The sequence below is a fragment of the Rhodococcus sp. 06-156-4 genome, assembly GCF_002259345.1.
Lineage (GTDB): Bacteria > Actinomycetota > Actinomycetes > Mycobacteriales > Mycobacteriaceae > Rhodococcoides > Rhodococcoides fascians_E.
The window spans coordinates 130,176-146,826 of sequence record NZ_NPGB01000012.1 but is presented as its reverse complement, the minus strand read 5'-3'; the positions used below and the strand labels follow the sequence as shown (position 1 = coordinate 146,826).

The following is a 16,651-nucleotide window of genomic DNA, read 5'->3' as shown; positions in this document are numbered from 1 at the left end:
GAGTAAGCGAAGGCTAACCTGAAGGTCCGCATTGTTCGACGTACAGGATCCTCATGAAGCTTCACATCACCGCAGTCACCGTCGCTGCGATCGCATCCCTCGCACTGGCCGGGTGCAGCACCTCCGACACCGCGGACGACAACGCCGCGACACCCGCAGCCGAAGGTTCGTTCCCGGTCACCGTCGACCACATGTACGGCGAGACAACAGTCGATGCACTACCGGAACGCGTCGCGACGTGGGGATTCGGCACCACCGACGCCGTCCTCGCCCTCGGCGTCGTACCCGTCGCCATCCCGTCGGCCGAATACGGCGGAGGCGACGACCTGATGTACCCGTGGGTGTCCGACGCCATCGAGGACCTCGGCGGACAGACCCCGGTACTACTCGACAACTCCGCGTACGAACTCCCCGTCGAACAACTCCTCGCCACCGACCCGGACGTGCTGATGGCACCGCACTCCGGACTCACCCAAGCCGAATTCGACGCAGTGACCGCGGCAGGCATCCCCGTCGTCGCACCGCCCGAAGAACTGTGGTCGACGCCGTGGCGTGACGTCATCACCACCACCGGGGACGTCCTCGGCCGCGCCGACGAAGCCCGCGACCTCGTCGCCGACCTCGATCGACAGGTCACCGACGCCGGCGATCAGCACCCCGAATTCGACGGTCGATCCATCGCCTACGTGTCCGAGGCAGCAGACGTCTACTACCTGCTCCTGCCGACGGATCCTCGCGTCGAACTGCTCGAGAATCTCGGATTCACCACGCCCGAATCGGTGACGTCCCTCTCGAACGGTGAATCGCCGTTCTCCACCACCGTCTCGGCGGAGAACATCTCGAAGATCGACGCGGACGTCGTGTTCACCCAGGTCGACACCGACCAGGCCTTGCAGGAGTTCCTGACCTCGGACGTGTCGCGGCAGATTCCGGCCGTCGCGAAGGGCGCCGTCGCCGGATTCGTCGGCCAGGAGGCCGGTTCCGCGATCGGGCCGACGGCTCTGTCCATCCCCTTCTTCCTCCCGACCCTCGTCGACGGTCTGGCCGACGCAACGGAAGTCGCCGGTAGCTGACGCAGCCGCGGGTGTACGGTTACACGCACGGTGACCCGACGCCCGTGACGCTTCGCCGCACGGTTCCCCTAGTGCGTCGGGACTGACATGAGCAAGCCAGGAGTGGAGCCCGCCGAACGACCGAAGGCTCTGCGTATATTCGTCGCAGGCTGGGTCATCCAAGACGGGTCGTTCCCACGTGCATCGGTGGGCGACGTGGTCGACGTCGCCCTCGAGCATCACTCGGCGGGCCCCGTCCGCTCGGTGCTCGCCGACAAACGCAGAGCCACAGCCCGTCCCGCCTTCGGAGCCTGTCCCCGAGGGCGGGACGGAGAACTCCGGTGGTTGCACCTCGTCCACGGCGACGGCTGGAGCGGGCAGTGGTGGGCGGATCGCCCCACGAACGGTTCGGTGATGCTCGACGGGATACTCAGCGCGGTCCTCGACGACCGGGCGATCGACCGACCCGCTCGGGTGCACGGCCGAATCGAGCGAATGCACCTCGTGCACAAGCAAGTCGAGAAAATCGACAACGGCTGGCGCGGAGTCGACGGAACCGAGCGCCTCGACGAGATCGACGCCGTCCCCACGGGTGATCCTTGGTGGGAGCGCGAGCCCATCGAGAACGGCCACGTGCAGACGACAGGAATCCTCGTCGAACTCGATCTCGATATGCTCTCACCACCAACGCCTTTCGCCGCGGGAGCCGTTTCAGCCGACGGCAGCGACGTCTGGGTCATGCATGCGTCGGACCCCGTCCTGTTGCGTGTCGAGGCAGCAGGCGCCGTTCCCGCGATCACCCGGTTTCTGTTGCCGCTCACCATCGAACCCACCGACGACCGCTGGACCCGACGCCTCCACGCCGTCCCCGGCGGGTGTTGGATCACGTCCGAACACGATGTCCACCGATGCACTGTCGTCGACGAGAACTCCGTGACCATCGACCGGTACGCAACCTCGGGCGCCTGGGCCTCGGCCATGGTCGACGGGTCCCTCTATCTGATCGACGCGTCCGGATCGCACATGATGCACAACCGTCGACACGGGGTGATCCGAACTTGGCCGAGCACGAAGGTCCAGGTCCTCGACGAGCACCACCGACGCACAGTCGATGTCGCAGAGCAGGATCGGCCCGACATGACGTTCTCCCGAGCAGATCGCGCCTTTGGCCCGCACGGAATCGAATGGCAGGTACACGAAACCGACGAGTTGCTGAAGCTCGACTTCGAGGCGGGAACGACGACGCGGATCGACCTGAACCGAGGCGTGGCCGATGGGCAGGTACGAAGCATCACCCCCAGCGCCTGGGACGACCCCGCCAACGCGGCCCTCATCGCCTCCATCACGGTGCCCCGGCCGAAACGCGCGTGAACTCGGCGCCGACGTGGCACAGTGTCGTGGATGACCGACAGGCCCAGGGGGGCGCCGTGGTGGGTTGGACTGACGATCGTGGTGGCGGTACTCGCCGCTCTCGTGTGTCTGCTCGTGCTGTGGGCGTACGTACCGCCCGAACGTAACTACCTGTACTTCGCAATCGCGCAGGATGCCGCGCTCGCCGTGGCCGCGATGTGGCTGCTACTGGGCCTGATCGGGTGGGTGAAGTATCGGAGGCTACGGCTGACGGCAATCGCACCGGTGTTCGCACTGGTCACCGCCGTCCTCGTGGCGTTGTCCCTACCGTCGTCGTTCGCCTTCGCCGTGTCCGAGGGCGCGCTGACGGCGACCGCTGAGGAGTGCCCCGACGTCGACACCGCCGAACGACGGGTCGGCCTGTACCGCGTCTGGCACACGATGCCGGTCGATTCAGACGCGACAGGGCAGGGCGGCTGCATGCTGTACCTACGCGGCGGTGGCCGAGTCGACGGCGTGGGCCTGGCCTACCTCCCGCTGGGAATCCCGAACTCGTACACGCACTATGCCGGACGGCCGGACATCGAGTACTCCCACTACGACGGTGAGTGGTACCAGTTCACGCAGGTGTTCTGAACAGCTCCGCCAGCGCCGCGTCGTCGCCCCGAAAAGCATTGGCGTCGATGAATTGACCGGCCACCGAGGCACTCTCGGAGAACTGCAGGATCTGCACGGGCTTGCCTCCCATGTCCGCCCAGCCACCGAACCTGCCGGCGCCGCGCGCCGGCGCCCAGTTGTCCCCGGGATACAACCGGGAGGCGAAGTCACGCCCGGAGACGTAATCGCTGTTCCAGACCCCTACCGGTAATCGGTCCAGAGGCGCACTGCCCATTCGCGTTTCCCAGAACCAGCGCGGAAGATACACCGGAAGGAACTGCTGGAACCCCACCGCGCGGTAGGCGTCGAACCGCCGGAGAAGATCGTCCACCGACCCGCCGTTCGTTGTGTCCTCGTAATCCACTTGCAACGGAAAATCAACGCCGCCAGCGTGATTGCGCAGCGTCTCCGCTTCGGCCGCCGGGTCGGTGTTCGTTCGACAGAACACGTACCCGCCCCACCGCCCGGGAAAATGCGTCGCCATCTCCGCAGCGGCCCGCGGCCAGAACGGGTCGCGATACCCGGCCCCCTCGGTGACTTTGTGCGTCGCGAACACGAACCCTTCGGCCTTGGCCGCGGCGAAATCGAAGTTGCCCTGATGATTGCTGACGTCGATACCGAACAGTGTCACACCGACCACGGTGCCACACACCTACGACACAGACCCTCGAGCTCGCCCTCACCCGAAGCTGAGTTAGGGTTCCCTGACCAAACAAGCGGAATCACGGATCGGGTGGATGAGTTCGATGAGAATCGGTGCAGCGATAGTCGGCGCGGTACTGCTCGCAGGCGCCCTGACAGGGTGTTCCAGCTCGGAAGGCGAGACGACCTCCACCGCCCCCACCGGCGAGTTCCCCGTGACGATCGAGCACGTCTTCGGGAGCACCGAAGTGCCCTCGACGCCGGAACGCATCGTCACCCTCGGGGTCTCCGACGCCGACGTCGTACTCGCCCTCGGCCAGGTTCCCGTCGGAAACAGTGGTTTCGCGTTCTACGAAACCGGGCTCGGCCCGTGGGCCCAGGAACAAGTCGGCGACGCCGAACTCACCCGCATAGAGTCGGACTCGGAACCCAATCTCGAGCAGATCGCCGAGCTCGCACCCGACCTGATTCTCGGCCTCAACGCCGGGTTCGACGAGGCGACCTACAACAAGCTCAGCGAGATCGCACCCACCGTCGCGCGGCCGGTTGGCACTGCGGCGTACGCGGTCCCTCGCGCCGCTGCGACCGAGACCATCGCCACCGCAATGGGCATGAAGGACGAGGGGGTGCGGCTCAACGAGGAGACCGACGCCCTACTCGCCGACACCGTAGCCGCGCATCCCGAGTTCGCAGGCAAGACCGGAGTCGCCGTCATGTCCTACAGCGGCGTGTACGCAGGCTTCCTCCCCGGTGACGGACGTGGCCAGTTCCTCACCTCCCTCGGTTTCGCGACGCCGCAGCCCGTGCTCGACGGCGACACCGGTGACACGTTCTACGTCGAATTCTCGGCCGAGAACACGAACATGCTCGACGCCGACGTCATGCTCGTTCTCGGACCCGACGAGAACTTCGACATCGTCGCCGAGAACCGTGCGTTCGCCAACACCACAGCCGGTCGCAACGGTGCCATCATTCCCGCCACCCTCGATCAGCGTGGCGCGATCACCTACAACTCGGTGCTGTCCATTCCCTACGCCATCGACACCCTGGTCCCCCGCATCGCGGACGCGCTTCGCTGAGTCCGGATTGACCGGTTCCACAACGGGGTAACACCCTGCATGCCGTCGCTACGACACCTGTCCCTCGCACCCCTCGCCGCCGTCGCATGCGCACTCGCAGCCGCGGCACCGGCGTCGGCGCTCCCCGGTCCCGAGAACTTCGCCGACGTACCCGCTCGGACCTCGATCTCCTTCGAGCATTCGCCCAGCGGTCTGCGCGTGGGAACCGCCAACGAGAACGACGCCCGACCGGGCTTGTCCACGGTCAAGCTGTACCTGGCGGACTACGCACTACGCCACGGAGACGGGTCGGCCGGCGACCGCGATCTCGCGGCACGGATGATCCAATCCAGCGACGACGGCGCCGCGTCCGCACTAGACTCCAAGTACCCGAACGCGATCGACGCCACCGCCGCCGAATTCGGATTGCCGTCGACCTCCCGCGGAGGTTTCTGGGGTAGTTCCTACACCAGCACCGCGGATACCGTCCGCTTCCTGGAAGCGAAGAAAAGAACCGACCCGGCGAGCCCGATCCTGGGATGGATGAACTCGTCGAGCCCCGTCGCCACCGACGGCACCCAGCAGGACTGGGGCACAGGCGAGCTCGCCGACGTGACCGGAACCAAATGGGGCTGGGCCGACGACGCATCCAGCGTCGTCGCCTCCGCATCCATCGGTGACGGTTTCTCGGTCGCGGCCAACACTTACGGCTCGGCCGCAGCACAGACCGACGACGTCCTCGGCGCCCTCGGCGGCATCGACCTGTCCCCGGGAGTCGTAGCACCTCCCGCAGTACCCACCCTGGAGCAGTTCCTCGAAATGTTCGGGCCCTAGCGTGTGTACGTCTCGATCTGTTGACGCGCGATCGAGACGAGCCTGCCGTATCCCAGATTCATGTCCACGAGATGGCTGCTGAATGCGGGTAGTTCGTTGACCTGCTGCCCCGGTGACAGGACGAACTTGTACAGCTCGTAACCGTTCACGCTGGTGCATGAGCCGACGGCGCGCTGTGCGCTGGTGGTCCACGTCGATGCCGACGTCGGCTCGCCGCCGGGGAACCATGAGTAGTCGAGAAGGAACGACATCAGGCTCGGGCTGTACGGCGCGCTCGGCACTGTGATGCCCACCGGGCCGGTGATTCCGCTCAGCGGCGCCGGATCGGTGCACGCCACCTGATACTCCGGCCCCGTCCGAAGCTCGACTGCACGCGAAAGCAGATCGAACGACGAATTGCCGAAAAGCGACACCAGCGGATCGGCACTCGCAACGGAATACGCCACGACACAGCCGGACTGGCCGCGCTCGGTGCACAGCGGGATGTTCTGGAAGTCTCCACCGACGGTACTTCCACGAGACGTCAGGACGTTACCGCCGAGCAAGAACGCTCCAACCAGCTGTTCGCGTAACACGGGGTCGGGATCGATCCGTTCCTGCATCAGCTTCCGCAGAATCATCGTGCCCTGCGAATGCCCGATCAACACGACGCCTCGGCCGTTGTTCTCGTGCGCGAGATAGTCGTCCCACGCTGCGAGCACATCGGCGTACCCGGTCAGACCGACCGGGGCTCCGAGCAGACCCGCCGGTAAACCGGGGGTCAGCGTCATCTGCCGATAGATCGGCGCGAACACTCGACACTGGCCCCCGAACCGCGACGCCTGATAGCTCGCGATCGACTGCACCTCCGGCTGAGCCGTCATGTCCGCGTTCAGCGCGAGTTGGTCACTGACGGTCGGATAGACGTAGAAGCAGTCCACGGGCTTCTCCGCATCGGGAATCTGCGACGCAGGCGTCACCTCACCGGTTGCGAGGTCCGTGGTGTCGGAAGGCAAATCACACGGATCAGCAGGAAAATCCGGACTGCACAACCACGACGTGGGCGCAGGCGGTGGAAGTGGCTGCACTGCAGCCGGTGGAAGTGGCTGCGCTGCAGCCGGTGCCACGAACACCAGTGCTCCGACGAACACCGCCGCAATCACACGTCTCATCGATCCCCCTGCTGTCGCCCCGAACCACGACGGTACTTCACACCCGCCCCGCGCACGCGAAATTTCGAGAGGTCCGGTCCGTTTCTCCCCCGCAGGTTCGACAACGGTCGGTGTCGATTACCTACGGCAGGCTTGCTGTAGTCGTGGAACGATTTCGCATGGCCGTTGATCGCGCTGCGCGAGAACGAGTTGTTTCACTCTGCCGATCAGTCTGCTCTACCTACAAGGTCAGGCCAACAGCGACTACGGCGCGACCATGGCCTTCGCGCTCGTCAATGTCGTCCCGATGGCCGTGGTGTTTCTCCTGTTCCAGCGATATTTCATCGCAGGCTTCGCGCGGAGTGGAATCAAGTAGGGTCGGCGACCATGACTGCACCCGATCGGACACGGTGGAACTGGGCGTCCGCCGTCATCACGGTGCTGGTAGCGCTCGGGTGTGGCCTCGTTCTGTGGGCCTTCACGCCTCCCAGTCCCAATGGCCTGTTCCTCGGTCTCGCGGTGGTCCCACTCGTGGTGTTCGCAGTGCTGTGGTCGGCCTTCGCCCTCATCGGCTGGTCCAAGTACCGGGCACGGGGGTGGAGTGTCGTCGCACCCGTTCTCGTACTACTCACCGTCGGCGCAGTGGCGTTGTCGCTGCCCCGGACCGTTGCATTCGCAGTATCCGAGGACGCGCTGACGGAGACTGTCTCGCAATGCCGTTCCGCATCCGGGGGTCAACGAATCGGCGTCTACACCGTGGTGGCCGTCCGCCCACTGGGGACGGGGTGCCTTGTCTTCGTCGACAGCGGACTGGGCGGCTCCATCGGATTCGGCTACCTCCCCGACGGTCCCCCGGCGCCGGGGCGGCCACAGTACGACGAGGCCATCGAGTTCTACGACTTCGACGGAGACTGGTACCGATTCGAGCAGGACTTCTGACCGGTCACTTCGGAGACCACCGCTTCCATCGCCCATCCTCGGGCATCGCGACACGTAACTCGGGAATCGGGCCACGACCCGAATTGCGCCAATTACCGCCTTCCCACACGTGCTCGACCATCGAATCGACAATGCGCTCGTAAAACTGCCCCGAGACGAGAGCGGAGAGGTACCTGTTCAGGTGGCCGATCAGATTCTCGACATCCTCTTCGCACGCATCGCACCCGCACGCGGGCAACGCGATTCGCTGTGATGCACCCACATCGAGAAGCACTCCGGGAAACGACGTGAAGGAGACGATCAACGGCGCCTGGTCGTCCTGCGCTGGTACGAAGTGAACGGCCTCGACCACCTGCGAACCCGGGTCACCGGCCACACGAGTGACATCGACGTCGAACCGTGTCGCCACATCGTCCGCAAATTCTTTCGCTGCAGTCACCAGCGGCGCGAACCGCTCTGGATTGGTCACCCGTCCGTACGCCTCGTCCGACACGACTCGTTACGATACGCACCGTGCGTTCACTCGTGCTGCTGCTGAGCCTCACCGGTGCTGTTGTCGGTCTTCTCCCTGCGGTTCTCGAGTTCGTTCAGCAGGCATACTTCGCCTCCGAGGTCGAGTACAACGGTGTGTACGAACCGCTGCGGGGAGTGCAGATGAGCCACGCCTCCGAGACCTCGCAGGACATCTCGTTCCAGGTTCGATCGGGGCTGTTCCTGCGACGGGCCGTCTGGTTCGCCCCTCTGATGGGTGCGGCGCTCGGGGCTGTCGCGGGGATCATCGCGTACAGATTCGGATTCCGGCTCACCAGGGGTGCCTGACGCTCCATTCTGTGGCCTCATATGCCCGGATCTGCCCGCCAGCACCTAACAATGGAGCTTCAGGCCCGGCCCCGAGCCCTCAAGGGAGGATCCTCAGCACGAAGCGGATACCGAGGACGCTGGCGAGGGGGAAGACGGCGGCCACGAGCCACGGCGTGCTCGAACCCCACCCCGTCGATGGAGCGGCGTCGATGACAGCCCCGATGGCGACCGAACCGATCAGAACACCGATGCCTCCGAGGGATGCCATGAAGCCGTAGTAGGCACCCAGCCTGCGCTCACCGGCCAAACGCGGGACGATGTCACGGGCCTGCGGCATGGCGATCATCTGCCCGAGTGCGAGCAGGGCAACGAAACCTGCCGCCGGGAGCAGGCCGACGAACCCGCTGAGCCCGAGGGGAGTCGTCAGTGCCACGACCACGAACGACAGTGCCATGACTGCCAATCCGGCCGGCAACGTGACCCGGGGTGATCGTGCGCCGACCATGCGGGTGATGCCCATCTGCGAGGACACCACGAACACCGCGGAGATCGCGAAGAACCACCCCAGCACTGCCTGCGATCCCCACGCCCGTTCGACCTCCAGGGGCAGCAGCAGATACAGCTGGTTGTATGCCACCAGTTGGCTGCTCATCGCGACCGCGAACAACACGAAAGTCTTGTTGCGCACCACGTCGTTCCACCCGGAGAGCCACGACTCGCCTCGGTGCTCGCCCGGTTCGTTCGGCAGCCATCTAAGATGTGCTCCGATGACGCCGACGAAGATCACGGCAGCGACCGTGCAGGCAACACGGAAGTCGACGACCAGCAGTACCGATCCGATCAGCGGGCCGGTGAACGAGCCGATCTGATTGCACACCGACAGCAGCGCGAACGTCTCGACCCGGCTGGGCCCGCCGTCGCGCTCGCTTCTGCCCGCCTCGATGGCGATCGCGGATTCGACGGCAGGGGAGAACAATGCGGCTGCGAAGCCGATGGCCACCGTCGCCGCGACCACACCGGCCAGAGAACCTGCTACCGCCATGCCGAGGAATCCGAGCACCCGGATGCCGCATCCGACGAGGACGACCGGCTTGATACCCCATCGATCGGCGAGAGTGCCGCCGATGAAGAACAGTCCCTGCTGCGAGAACGTGCGGACGCCGAGGACCACACCGACCACCGCCGCACCGAGCCCCAGGTCGGACGTCAAGTGCACCGACAGGTACGGCAGCACCATGAAGAACCCGATGTTGAACGTCAACTGGGTCAGCACGAGAAGCCGGATCGTCGGGGTTGCCCGCGTCAACTCGGTGATGAACGACCAGCGCCATCTCGAATGTCGGCCGTCGACGCCCGCCGCCACGATCAATCCCCCCGCTCGTTCAGTAGTCCGACCACGATATGACTTCGGGGATCGGCATAGGTTAGCCTATCCGCGTTCGTCGCCTCGTACGTTCTGCGCGAGTGGATCGCGCAGACATGCCGTGTTCACTCACGCATTGTGCCGTCTCAGAAAGTGTTCATCGTGAGTGCATTGCTCAGGCGCGTCGGCGCCATGGCCGTCGTCGCTGGACTTCTCACCGCGTGCGGTGAGTCCGAGGCCGTGACCGATTCCGATGCCGTCGGCGGCAACGGCGACACGGCTTACCCACTCGTCCTCGACAACTGCGGCGAGTCCGTCACCGTCGACGCTCCCCCGCAGCGTGTGGTGTCGTTGGATCAGAATTCGACCGAGATCCTGCTGTCTCTCGGGCTGCAGGACCGCATGGTCGGCACCGCATCGTGGACCGACCCGGTGCGAGAGAACCTCGAAGCGGCGAACTCCGACGTGCCCCGTCTCGCCGACAACGCACCCACCTACGAGGTGGTGCTCGACGCCGACCCCGACTTCGTCACCGCGTCGTTCGGCCGTCACTTCAAGGAAGGCGGCGTCGCCGAGCGTGCCCGCTTCGCCGAGACCGGCGCCCAGACCTACCTGTCGCCGACGGACTGCGACAACGGCCTCAGCATCAACGGCGGCAACACCAGAACCAACCCGTTGACAGTCGACGCGCTCTACCAGGAGATCACTGAGCTCGCCGAGATCTTCGACGTGCAGGACCGCGGCGCCGCCCTGGTCACCGAACTGCAGGACCGCATGACCGCCGCGACCGCCGAACTGGCCGAGACCGGTGAGACCATGGCGTTCTGGTTCGCCGACACCAAGAGTCCCTACGTCGCCGGCGGACTCGGCTCCGCCAACCTGATCGCGACGACGGTCGGCGCCACCAACGTCTACTCCGACCTGGACGACGACTGGCCGGCCGTCGGTTGGGAGACGATGGTCGACCGCAGCCCGTCCGTGCTCGTGCTCGGCGATCTGCTTCGTGCGCGCTTCCCCGGCGACCTCCTCGCCGACAAGATCGCGTTCCTGGAATCGGACCCGGTCACCAACACCATGCAGGCCGTACAGGACAAGCGCTACATCTCTCTCCACGGAGCCGAGATGAACCCGTCCATCAGGCTCGTCGACGGTGTCGAGAAAGTCGCCGCGGGCCTGCGTGAGATGGGCCCGCAATCCTGAACACCACAGTCCTGAACACCACGGCGCCCGCAGTACGTCGCGGGCTGGGTCTGCCCGCCGTTCTGGCGGGCGGCCTCGTCCTGCTCGTGGCATCGGTCGCCGTCGCGATGACGCTGGGGCCTGCGAGTGTGTCGCTGGTCAACGTCCGCGACGTCGTCACCAATCATCTGGGTCTGACCGACATACCGGTGAAGGTGTCCAAGAACGCGATCGTCTGGGAAGAACGACTGCCTCGCAGCCTCGTCGCCGCCGCATGCGGGAGCGGCCTGGGCATCTGCGGTGTCATCATGCAGTCGCTGCTGCGAAACCCGCTGGCGGACCCGTTCGTGCTCGGCATCAGCTCGGGAGCCTCGACAGGAGCTGTCGTCGTCGGCATCCTCGGAATCGGTGGTGCCGCACTGGGCCTGTCCGGTGGCGCGTTCGTCGGTGCCCTCGTCGCGTTCGGGCTCGTCCTTCTGCTCGCCCACCTGTCGGGCGGAAACAACGACCGGGTCATTCTCGCGGGTGTGGCCAGCACACAACTCTTCTCGGCGTTGACTTCGCTCGTGATCTTCGCGTTCGCCGACTCCGACGAGACCCGCGGAGTCATGTTCTGGCTGCTCGGATCACTCGAGGGCGTTCGCTGGGACGACGTGATCCTGTGCGTCGCGGTGGTCGCCGTTGGCGTCGCCCTCTGCTTCTACTACGCCTTCGTCCTCGACGCCTTCAGCTTCGGCAACGAAGTGGCGTCATCCCTCGGCATCAACGTCCGCGCGGCGCGTACCGCACTGCTCGTCGTCACCGCGCTCATCACCGCGACGCTCGTCAGCGTCGCAGGCGCCATCGGCTTCGTCGGCCTCGTACTGCCGCACGCCGCACGGTTTCTCATCGGATCACGACACAACCGGCTGATCCCCGTGACCGCGCTGATGGGCGCGGTGTTCATGGTCTGGGTCGACGCCGTCTCCCGCGTCGCCTTCGCGCCGACGCCTCTGCCCGTCGGCGTCGGCACGGCGCTGGTGGGAGTTCCTGCATTCATCGCCATCCTGGCCAGACGGAAGAAGTCCGCATGACACTCGCAGCGTCCGACGTGCGGTGGCAGCGCGGTGGTGCTCTCGTCGTCGACGGGGTGACTCTGACACCGGCGTCCGGCGATACCGTCGGACTGCTCGGCCCCAACGGATCCGGCAAATCGTCACTGCTGCAACTGATGAACGGCGCCGTCAAGCCGACGTCCGGCGTCGTCACGCTCGACGACGCGGAACTGGCCGGCATGCGTCGACGCGACATCGCGAAAGCCGTTGCCGTGGTGAGTCAGCACGCCGACACGGATTTCGACATCACCGTCGCAGACGTCGTCCGGCTCGGCCGCATCCCGCACCGTGGCGCATTCGGCGGTAATGCGTCGGCGGACCAGAAGGCAGTCGACGCTGCGTTGAAACACACCGGGTTGACCGACAAGGCGCACCGGTTGTGGCACCAACTGTCCGGTGGCGAGCGACAGCGGGCGCAGATCGCGCGCGCCCTCGCCCAGGAACCGCGCGAGCTTCTGCTCGACGAACCGACCAATCACCTCGACATCCATCACCAGCTCGAACTACTGTCCCTCGTCTCCCGGCTGCCCATCACCAGCGTCGTTGCGTTGCACGATCTCAACCTCGCAGCGATGTTCTGCACCCACATGGTGGTGCTGTCGCAGGGCAGAGTGGTCGCTGCGGGCACCCCGGCTGCGGTACTGACCGAGGATCTGATCTGGGAGGTGTATCAGGTGCGAGCCCACGTGAGCACCCACGGGCCGAACGACACGGTGTTCATCCGTTTCGACTACCGATAGGCCCCGAGCCGAACCCCGGAACACGACGCGGCCCACTACTGTGACGAGTATGCACACCTGGCTCGAGAGGCACCAGATTCCCTTGTATCTGGCTGCTTTGACGGTCGGAGCCGTGGTGGGGTCGGCGTCACCGGAGTCGGCGCCGGTGTTCGAACACGCCATCAACCCGGTCCTGATCGTGCTGTTGTACGCGACGTTCCTCGCAGTCCCGTTCGCCTCGATCGGAAAGGCGCTGAAGGACACTCGGTTTCTCGCCGCCGCGGTGCTCTTGAACTTCGTGGCGGTGCCGATCGTGGTGTTCGCTCTGACGCGGCCCGTGTCCGGCAACGAGGCAATTCTCGTCGGAATTCTGCTGGTGCTGCTGGCGCCCTGCATCGACTACGTCATCGTGTTCAGTGGACTGGCGGGAGCCGCGTCACAGCGTCTGCTTGCCGCGGCTCCGCTGTTGATGCTTCTTCAAATCGCTTTTCTGCCACTGTATCTGTGGATTTTCGTCGGCTCCGATGTGGTGTCCGCCATCGATGTGACGCCGTTCGCCGAGGCATTCTTCCTCCTCGTCGTCGTTCCTCTCGGATCGGCGGCTGTGACACAGGCGGTGGCGCGCCGGCACACGATCGGCCGGAGAATCATGGACGTCGCGGCGGCAGCGATGGTTCCCTTGATGATGGCCACCTTGCTGGTGGTGGTCGCGTCGCAGATCGATTCCGTTCGTGGCCGCGGAACGGAACTGGCCTCCGCGGTAGCCGTATTCATCGCGTTTCTCGTGGTCATGGCTTTCGTCGGTCTGGCCGCCGGACGGATCGCCCGTCAGGACGTACCGGCGACGCGTGCGCTGGTCTTCTCCGGCGCTACCCGTAACTCGCTCGTCGTGCTGCCGTTGGCGCTCGCTCTGCCGGATTCTCTGTCGGTAGCCGCGGTGGTCGTGGTGACGCAGACGTTGGTGGAGTTGGTCGGCATGGTGGCGTACGTTCGACTCGTCCCGCTACTCGTACCCTCCCGAAAGCGAGGTCGTCGTGTATGACGTGGTGATCGTCGGCAGCGGTCCGACGGGGTTGATGCTCGCCGCCGAACTGAAATCGGCCGGGGTGGACGCCCTCCTCCTGGATCGACGCTCGTCCCAGGAGCTCGCGGGTTCCCGAGGCGGCGGAATACACTCCCGCACAATCGAACTACTCGATCAGCGAGGGATAGCCCAACGGTTCCTCGACGAGGGCACTACCGTACAGGTGGCGTCGTTCGCCGGCACGCGGCTGGACATCGGACAGCTACCCACCCGCCACCCGTACACCCTTGCGCTGTTCCAGAATCACATCGAGCGTTTACTGCTGGAACACGCCCTCGAACTCGGCGTGACCATCAGACGGGCCAGCGAGGTCACCTCGGTCGACTGTTCAGCCGTCGACAACGCTGCAGTCGTTCTCGATTCAGGCGAGAGACTGGACGCGCAGTACGTCGTCGGCGCCGATGGAGGCCGGAGCGTCGTACGTCGGGAGTCCGGAATCGACTTCGTCGGACCCGACGCCACCCGCAGCAGCCTGATCGCCGACGTATCCGTCACCGAAGAACTTCCCACTGCCGGGAAAATCGACGAACGCGGTGTTCACGGCCTGCACGCCATGGGCGACGGCACGGTGAGAGTGGTACTGACCGAGAAGGAGCTACAGCGAGGCACCGAGCCCTCGCTCGACGATCTCCGGCGCGGTCTCGTGGAGGTGTTCGGCACCGATTTCGGCGTTCACTCACCCACCTGGCTGTCCCGATTCACCGACGCCACGCGCCAGGCGGCGTCGTACCGGAAAGGTCGAATCCTGCTCGCCGGCGATGCCGCACACGTGCACTCGCCGACGGGAGGCCAGGGCATCGGTCTCGGACTGCAGGACGCCGTGAATCTCGGGTGGAAGCTGGCGCAGGTAGTGCGAGGCATCAGCAGCGACGCACTGCTGGACACCTACCATTCCGAACGGCACCCCGCCGGCGCACGAGCATTGAAATACACGATGGCGCAATCGCTCTTCCAGAAAGCCGACCCGCGGCACGAGGCAATGAAGGATCTGCTCGACGAGATAGTCGTCGGCGATGCGGGAAATCGTATGGCAGCGTTGATCTCCGGGCTCGACGTGACCTACGAGATGGGCGTCGGACATCCGCTTCTGGGGCGGCGCATGCCGGACCTGGACCTCGTCACCGATACCGGGCCGACCAGGGTGTTCGAGTTGCTGCACTCTGCCGCGCCGGTACTGCTCGAATTTTCCGGGCCGTCGGTGAACGGAGTGCGCGCGCGATGCGACGGGCCATGGGAACTGCCCGTGATCGGCGAAATTCCGGCGCCGACAGCCGTACTCGTGCGGCCGGACGGTTACGTCGCCTGGGTGGGAGAGGGCACCGACGACGGATTGTCCGCCGCACTGACGGCCTGGTTCGGGGGAACTCTCCCCGGCTGACTCACCCGCCGGAGGCGGGCGTCAGCACCGCGTCCACCGCGAAATACAGTGTGGCGGTTTCGGTGTGCAGAACCGAATGGTCGATGGGCATCGCCCGATCCAGCGACAGGCCGGTGACGACGGTGTTGAGGAACGTTGCCTGCTGACCCAGGTCGCCGTCGGCGCGGGCTCCCTCCTTGCCCAGGACGCCCAGCCAGTGTTCGACCCTGCGCCTGCCCTCGTCGGTGATCGCCGCGTACGAGGCCCGAAGCCGATCGGTGGGTTCGGGTTCCACGAACGATGCCATGAAGTTCAACCACGCCTCCCGTGCCTTGTCGCCGACGAGCGGACTCAGAATCAGACGCAGGCACTGCACCAGACGGTCCCGCGCCGGCACCGTCTCGTCGTGAATGACCTGGTCGTCCGTCGTCACCACGTCGTAGATGGTCTCGAGAACAGCATCGCGCAGCGCGCGCTGCGTCGGGAAGTGGTGCCGCAGCGACCCCATGCTCACTCCGGCGCGCGCGGCCACCGAGCGCACGCTCAGCGTCGACGCCTGATCCTCGCCGATCATCTCGCACGCCGCGATGATGATCTTCGCTCGCGTATCGAGCACCTCTGCCATCGTGTCCCTCTTTCCACTTGACTAGCACGCCGTGCTAGCACAGTGTGCTAGTGTCGGCTCATCGCTTACGACAGTACAGCGTGCTAGTGCTTCTACCAGGAAAGGAAGAGCAGTGTTCGACGAATGGAAACAGCACAGGGCCACCCGCCGGGTGCGAGTGGGCGACGGACGCGCACTACAGCGATTTCGCTGGTGGCAACTGCCCGGCCGCGCGCTGTTCTACCTGAAGCGCGAGAACACGGAGTACGCGATCGACGTCAGGCACTGGCAGAACCAGAGCTCGGGAGACGTCAAGGCAGACCTCTACCGGGACGGGCGCCACCTCGCAGAATCGAAACTACCTGCGGCGTTCACCGTCGACGGCGGCATCATCGACGTCGCGATGAGCGGCTTCGGCCTCAAACGCTGCCACTTCATCGCCGACGACGGTACCGAGCATCAGCTCGTGCCGGACCCCGCGTCGGCAGAGGGGCGTCGGGCACGCCTCGACCGCCACCACCCGATCGCCAGCCGCGCCATCGGGGCGGTATCGGCAACGATGCTGATCGTCGGTGTCGTGCTGCTGCTTCTGCAGCTCGCTGACGCATTGTCGAAGGCGCCGCCCATCGCCGATTCCCTCGGAGTCTTCACCTCACCCGTCAGCTTGCCGGTGTGGCTGAACATCACGCTCACCCTTGCCACCGCCGTCGCCAGCATCGAGCGCGGCCTTCGCCTGCGCTACCACTGGCTGCTCGACGCAGCGGCCAACTGAACCGAAAGGAAACACC

Annotated in this window: 18 protein-coding genes; 13 read left to right on the top strand and 5 right to left on the bottom strand. The window is 65.4% G+C overall.

Going from position 1 to position 16,651, the window contains the following annotated elements; translation table 11 throughout:
- Positions 1-53 precede the first annotated feature (53 nt).
- The 3 genes from CH290_RS07670 (at position 54) to CH290_RS07660 (ending at position 3,038) form a co-directional block, all read left to right on the top strand.
- Positions 54-1,073 (top strand): ABC transporter substrate-binding protein, encoded by a 1,020-nt coding sequence (locus CH290_RS07670; protein ID WP_033188939.1) that lies wholly within the window; start codon positions 54-56, stop codon positions 1,071-1,073.
- A gap of 87 nt (positions 1,074-1,160) precedes the next feature.
- On the top strand, positions 1,161-2,423 hold the full coding sequence (locus CH290_RS07665; protein ID WP_230620935.1) for a hypothetical protein: 1,263 nt from the start codon (positions 1,161-1,163) through the stop codon (positions 2,421-2,423).
- A 30-nt stretch (positions 2,424-2,453) separates the two neighbouring features.
- Complete coding sequence (locus CH290_RS07660; protein ID WP_230620934.1) at positions 2,454-3,038, top strand: phage holin family protein; 585 nt, start codon at positions 2,454-2,456, stop codon at positions 3,036-3,038.
- Here the strand turns inward: CH290_RS07660 and CH290_RS07655 are convergent.
- Entirely contained in the window at positions 3,022-3,690 is a 669-nt protein-coding gene (locus CH290_RS07655; protein ID WP_230620933.1) for a glycoside hydrolase family 25 protein, read from the bottom strand. The genes CH290_RS07660 and CH290_RS07655 overlap by 17 nt on opposite strands.
- 106 nt (positions 3,691-3,796) lie before the next feature.
- Here CH290_RS07655 and CH290_RS07650 point away from each other — a divergent pair, with 106 nt between their 5' ends.
- A complete protein-coding gene (locus CH290_RS07650; protein ID WP_033188936.1) occupies positions 3,797-4,780 on the top strand; it encodes an ABC transporter substrate-binding protein in 984 nt (327 codons plus the stop codon).
- Positions 4,781-4,819: 39 nt separating this feature from the next.
- Positions 4,820-5,593, top strand: coding sequence for a serine hydrolase (locus CH290_RS07645; protein ID WP_020110566.1), 774 nt, complete (start codon positions 4,820-4,822; stop codon positions 5,591-5,593).
- Here the strand turns inward: CH290_RS07645 and CH290_RS07640 are convergent.
- Positions 5,590-6,744 (bottom strand): DUF3089 domain-containing protein, encoded by a 1,155-nt coding sequence (locus CH290_RS07640; RefSeq protein WP_033188935.1) that lies wholly within the window; start codon positions 6,742-6,744, stop codon positions 5,590-5,592. The two genes, CH290_RS07645 and CH290_RS07640, sit on opposite strands and share 4 nt — an antisense overlap.
- Positions 6,745-7,110: 366 nt before the next feature.
- On the opposite strand from CH290_RS07640, the gene CH290_RS07630 reads away from it, so the two are divergent.
- Positions 7,111-7,662, top strand: coding sequence for a hypothetical protein (locus tag CH290_RS07630; RefSeq protein ID WP_033188934.1), 552 nt, complete (start codon positions 7,111-7,113; stop codon positions 7,660-7,662).
- A 4-nt stretch (positions 7,663-7,666) separates the two neighbouring features.
- Here CH290_RS07630 and CH290_RS07625 read toward each other — a convergent pair whose 3' ends face one another.
- Entirely contained in the window at positions 7,667-8,155 is a 489-nt protein-coding gene (locus tag CH290_RS07625) for a DUF6226 family protein (RefSeq protein ID WP_020110564.1), read from the bottom strand.
- A gap of 20 nt (positions 8,156-8,175) precedes the next feature.
- Here CH290_RS07625 and CH290_RS07620 point away from each other — a divergent pair, with 20 nt between their 5' ends.
- Positions 8,176-8,481: a hypothetical protein gene (locus CH290_RS07620; protein ID WP_033188933.1), complete on the top strand. Its 306-nt coding sequence runs from the start codon at positions 8,176-8,178 to the stop codon at positions 8,479-8,481.
- 79 nt (positions 8,482-8,560) lie between these two features.
- Here the strand turns inward: CH290_RS07620 and CH290_RS07615 are convergent, their stop codons facing one another.
- A complete protein-coding gene (locus tag CH290_RS07615; RefSeq protein WP_230620932.1) occupies positions 8,561-9,826 on the bottom strand; it encodes an MFS transporter in 1,266 nt (421 codons plus the stop codon).
- 138 nt (positions 9,827-9,964) lie between these two features.
- Here CH290_RS07615 and CH290_RS07610 point away from each other — a divergent pair, with 138 nt between their 5' ends.
- From CH290_RS07610 to CH290_RS07590, 5 genes are read left to right on the top strand one after another with little or no spacing between them, the layout of a single operon-like run.
- Positions 9,965-11,026 (top strand): ABC transporter substrate-binding protein, encoded by a 1,062-nt coding sequence (locus CH290_RS07610; RefSeq protein WP_033188931.1) that lies wholly within the window; start codon positions 9,965-9,967, stop codon positions 11,024-11,026.
- A gap of 11 nt (positions 11,027-11,037) precedes the next feature.
- Complete coding sequence (locus tag CH290_RS07605; protein WP_495677186.1) at positions 11,038-12,078, top strand: FecCD family ABC transporter permease; 1,041 nt, start codon at positions 11,038-11,040, stop codon at positions 12,076-12,078.
- A complete protein-coding gene (locus tag CH290_RS07600; RefSeq protein WP_020110559.1) occupies positions 12,075-12,839 on the top strand; it encodes an ABC transporter ATP-binding protein in 765 nt (254 codons plus the stop codon). The genes CH290_RS07605 and CH290_RS07600 overlap by 4 nt, the downstream gene beginning before the upstream one ends.
- Before the next feature lie 49 nt (positions 12,840-12,888).
- On the top strand, positions 12,889-13,860 hold the full coding sequence (locus CH290_RS07595) for an arsenic resistance protein (protein ID WP_033188930.1): 972 nt from the start codon (positions 12,889-12,891) through the stop codon (positions 13,858-13,860).
- The gene (locus tag CH290_RS07590) at positions 13,853-15,280 is read left to right on the top strand and encodes an FAD-dependent monooxygenase (RefSeq protein WP_033188929.1); all 1,428 of its coding nucleotides are present in this window, start codon (positions 13,853-13,855) and stop codon (positions 15,278-15,280) included. The genes CH290_RS07595 and CH290_RS07590 overlap by 8 nt, the downstream gene beginning before the upstream one ends.
- 1 nt (position 15,281) lies before the next feature.
- Here CH290_RS07590 and CH290_RS07585 read toward each other — a convergent pair whose 3' ends face one another.
- Entirely contained in the window at positions 15,282-15,884 is a 603-nt protein-coding gene (locus tag CH290_RS07585; RefSeq protein WP_033188928.1) for a TetR/AcrR family transcriptional regulator, read from the bottom strand.
- A gap of 112 nt (positions 15,885-15,996) precedes the next feature.
- Here CH290_RS07585 and CH290_RS07580 point away from each other — a divergent pair, with 112 nt between their 5' ends.
- A complete protein-coding gene (locus tag CH290_RS07580) occupies positions 15,997-16,635 on the top strand; it encodes a hypothetical protein (RefSeq protein WP_033188927.1) in 639 nt (212 codons plus the stop codon).
- Positions 16,636-16,651: the final 16 nt, after the last annotated feature.

Excerpts from the sequence above, each read along its gene's own strand:
- CH290_RS07600 (WP_020110559.1), top strand. The coding sequence starts at position 12,075 with ATGACACTCGCAGCGTCCGACGTGCGGTGGCAGCGCGGTGGTGCTCTC.
- CH290_RS07630 (WP_033188934.1), top strand. The coding sequence starts at position 7,111 with ATGACTGCACCCGATCGGACACGGTGGAACTGGGCGTCCGCCGTCATC.
- CH290_RS07595 (WP_033188930.1), top strand. The coding sequence starts at position 12,889 with ATGCACACCTGGCTCGAGAGGCACCAGATTCCCTTGTATCTGGCTGCT.
- CH290_RS07660 (WP_230620934.1), top strand. The coding sequence starts at position 2,454 with ATGACCGACAGGCCCAGGGGGGCGCCGTGGTGGGTTGGACTGACGATC.
- CH290_RS07665 (WP_230620935.1), top strand. The coding sequence starts at position 1,161 with ATGAGCAAGCCAGGAGTGGAGCCCGCCGAACGACCGAAGGCTCTGCGT.
- CH290_RS07640 (WP_033188935.1), bottom strand. The coding sequence starts at position 6,744 with ATGAGACGTGTGATTGCGGCGGTGTTCGTCGGAGCACTGGTGTTCGTG.
- CH290_RS07585 (WP_033188928.1), bottom strand. The coding sequence starts at position 15,884 with ATGGCAGAGGTGCTCGATACGCGAGCGAAGATCATCATCGCGGCGTGC.
- CH290_RS07645 (WP_020110566.1), top strand. The coding sequence starts at position 4,820 with ATGCCGTCGCTACGACACCTGTCCCTCGCACCCCTCGCCGCCGTCGCA.
- CH290_RS07670 (WP_033188939.1), top strand. The coding sequence starts at position 54 with ATGAAGCTTCACATCACCGCAGTCACCGTCGCTGCGATCGCATCCCTC.
- CH290_RS07650 (WP_033188936.1), top strand. The coding sequence starts at position 3,797 with ATGAGTTCGATGAGAATCGGTGCAGCGATAGTCGGCGCGGTACTGCTC.